The following is a 3,181-nucleotide window of genomic DNA, read 5'->3' as shown; positions in this document are numbered from 1 at the left end:
CCTTCCTGTCGGAACGCGAAACACGCAATCGTGAGAAAACCCTTTCAGAACGCGCTTCTCATCAGAGTTATATAGCTTTATTTATGCGCTTCTGTGTAGGCCAGAATCCTTCCGACCAGAATCAGACCAGAACGTTGCGCCGGCCATTCTTGTTGAAGCCCTGACCCCGGACGGCTACGCTCCCTTCAATCCGTGAAAAAGCAAATTCCTATCATTTTCCTCCACGATGCTCTCGTTAACATTTGGGGGGCGGCTGAGTGAGCGTCCGAACAAGTTCACCTCAATGAAAATGGTTAAATCATGAGAAATCAACTTTGTGTTTCCATACTGGCGCTCATTGTCTGTTGCGTAAGCGCGACGGCGCAGCTCCTTCCGCCCGATGCCGTGGACCTTTCGAAGGTCAACATCGAGGAGAAACAAACTGCAGCCGATTTGTGTCCGGTGACCTTGAAAGCGCCGGACATTTCCGTGGCTGACTTTGAGTTTCAGGGTGTTCGTTTTCGATTCAGTTCTGATTCGGCGCGGAATCAGTTCATCAAGGCGCCGCAGAATTACATTGGCGCCGCTCGATCTGCGCGGTGGGAAAATAATTTTATCCGCGCCATGAGTTCCGTGTGGTGCCCGGTGTCGGACCAGGTGAATCCGGGAGGTTTTGGAGAATATGAGAAATTAAATCTCAAGTGGCGCACCTGCTGTCAGTTTTGCAATCCCGATCTCATTCCTGACGTTTTTGGGCTGGCGTTGAAGCGGCTCCAGGAGAGAGCTAAAGCCAGTTACGAGCTGACGCAAGGGGCGTACTCGAAAGGCGCCACGAACCCCATTGCGGGCGCCCTAAAGGCGTCCACAGACTTCGACGGCAACGTGGTCATTCCCAGGCTTGAAACTCCAACGGTGCAAGGCGGAGTCATCGCCAGTATTCCCAAGGCCCAAATCGAGGATTCGCGGTTCGATCGCGCATTTGGAGAGTGGCGTCATTACGGCGGGGACCGGGCCCACAGCCGTTTTTCGTCCCTAAATCAAATCAATCGAGCCACGTTTAAAAACCTCAGGATCGCCTGGCGGTGGGAATCGGTCGATGCCGAGATCGCCAGGGCGAATCCAGCGGTCCGCCCCGGCGCGTTCAAGCCGACGCCTCTGATGATTGGAGGAGCGCTTTACACAAGCACCAGTTTCAGTCAGATCGCCGCCATCGACGCTGGGTCTGGAAAAACGATCTGGGTGTACAATCCGAAGAGCTATGAGCTGGGCCGGCCAGCCAATTCGGGTTTCCAGCATCGAGGCGTTGAGTATTGGACGGATGGGACGATCCACCGGATTTTTATCGCGACGGGTGGTCGTCAATTAGTGTCGGTGGACGCGTTGACGGGCCAGCCCGATCCAAATTTTGGCTCTGGGGGCATTGTGGATCTGACCGAGGGTATTGGCCGCAAGTTCGATAAGTCGCAACTTGGTTATAATTCACCGCCGGTCGTCTGCCGTGATACGATCGTGGTCGGCTGCGTCGTGTTTGATTATCCGTCGCATCCAACGACCCCGCCGGGGCATATTCGCGGTTTTGATGTCCGCACCGGAAAAATGAAGTGGATCTTCAGGACGATACCGGAACCGGGCGAGTTCGGAAACGAAACGTGGAAGGATGAGTCGTGGAAAACCACCGGCGGCGCCAATGCGTGGTCATCATTGAGCGCCGATGAGGAACTCGGCTATGTCTATGTGCCGCTCGGAACTCCGACAAACGATTACTACGGCGGACATCGCCCGGGGGATGGACTTTTTGGAGAGAGCCTCATCTGCCTGAACGCGGAAACCGGCAAACGAGTGTGGCATTTTCAAGGGGTGCACCATGGCCTTTGGGATTACGATTTTTGCAGCGGGCCCAACCTGGTGGATATCCAGAAAGATGGGCAGACGATCAAAGCCGTTGCGCAAGTGAGCAAACAGGGGTTCTGCTTTGTCTTTGACCGGTCGAATGGAAAGCCGCTCTGGCCGATTGAGGAACGGGCCGTTCCGGAGTCCGATGTTCCGGGCGAAAAGATGTCGCCCACGCAGCCGTTCCCAACCAAGCCGCCTGCCTTCGAACGACAGACAATTTTTGAAGATGACCTCGTTGATTTCACCCCCGAGATAAAGAAGAAAGCAATCGAGATCGTGAGCAAGTGGCGGCGTGGCCCAATGTTCCTTCCTCCAAGTGTTCCGGGTGTGAATGGCAAGAAGGGATCTCTCGTCCTTCCCGGGGCGGGAGGCGGCGCGAATTGGGCTGGCTCCGCAGTTGATCCCAATACTGGCCGGCTCTTTGTTCCATCATGGACCCGTCCCCTCGGATTCAACCTCAAGAAGACCGAGGGCGATGAATCGTTTTTCCGTTACAATATTGCTTATGGCGGAACTGCTGGACCCGATGGGCTTCCGATCGTCAAACCGCCATACTACCGGGTCACAGCCATTGACCTCACCCGAGGCGAGCATGCGTGGCAAATCCCTTTGGGAGATGGTCCCAGAAACCACCCCGCGATCCGTCACTTGAAGCTCGGACCGCTCGGGTATGCAGGAGCGTCGTCGGAAGGAAAAGGCGGCGGCATTCTTACCGGAGGTTTGTTCATCATCTGTCAATTCCGGGACAAAACCTACGACGACGAACCGCAGAAGCCGGGAGCGCTGATTCATGCATTTGACCAAAAGACCGGAGAAGCTGTCGCGCAAATCGAGTTGGACACCTATCCGTTGGGAACCCCAATGACCTATCTGCACCGGGGCCGGCAATATCTGGTCGTCTCAACCATCTCGGCCCAGGGCAAAGGTGAGTTGGTCGCCTTGGCGGTGGGCAGCGAGTGACTCAAGGGGCATGATGAAAGTCATGAATTGGAAAGTCATGGAATGGTGTCCAAGATTCCGGTTCAAGATTTGGCATAAAGTAGGCGCAGGGAGGCCAAGGCTTGGCTACAGGAAGCTGGAGAGAAAAAATGGGCGCGCAGCCAGCGAATAAGTTTCACGCTGTGCTGAGTGGCGCGGTGAAGCAAATCCAGGAGTTTTGGCCAGGGGAGAGATTTTTTCTTCACTAAACAGAGCGTCATAAGTAATTGCCGATATGATTGAGCGGAGTTATCATCCGCTCGATGAAAGCACTCACCATTTCGGACAAAGAAAACATGATCATGGCCCTTCAGGATGAGATTCGGCGCAA

The 3,181-nt window shown here is 54.8% G+C and carries 1 protein-coding gene; it reads left to right on the top strand.

Translation table 11 applies throughout. The annotated features are described in order from the left end of the window. The first annotated feature begins 300 nt into the window (after positions 1–300). Positions 301–2,832, top strand: a complete 2,532-nt coding sequence (locus FJ398_26980) for a pyrroloquinoline quinone-dependent dehydrogenase (protein ID MBM3841522.1) — start codon at positions 301–303, stop codon at positions 2,830–2,832. Positions 2,833–3,181 lie beyond the last annotated feature (349 nt).

Source organism: Verrucomicrobiota bacterium (assembly GCA_016871535.1).
Taxonomy (GTDB): domain Bacteria; phylum Verrucomicrobiota; class Verrucomicrobiia; order Limisphaerales; family SIBE01; genus VHCZ01.
Note: the sequence above shows the minus strand (reverse complement) of the source record. Positions and strands in the feature narration are given on the sequence as shown.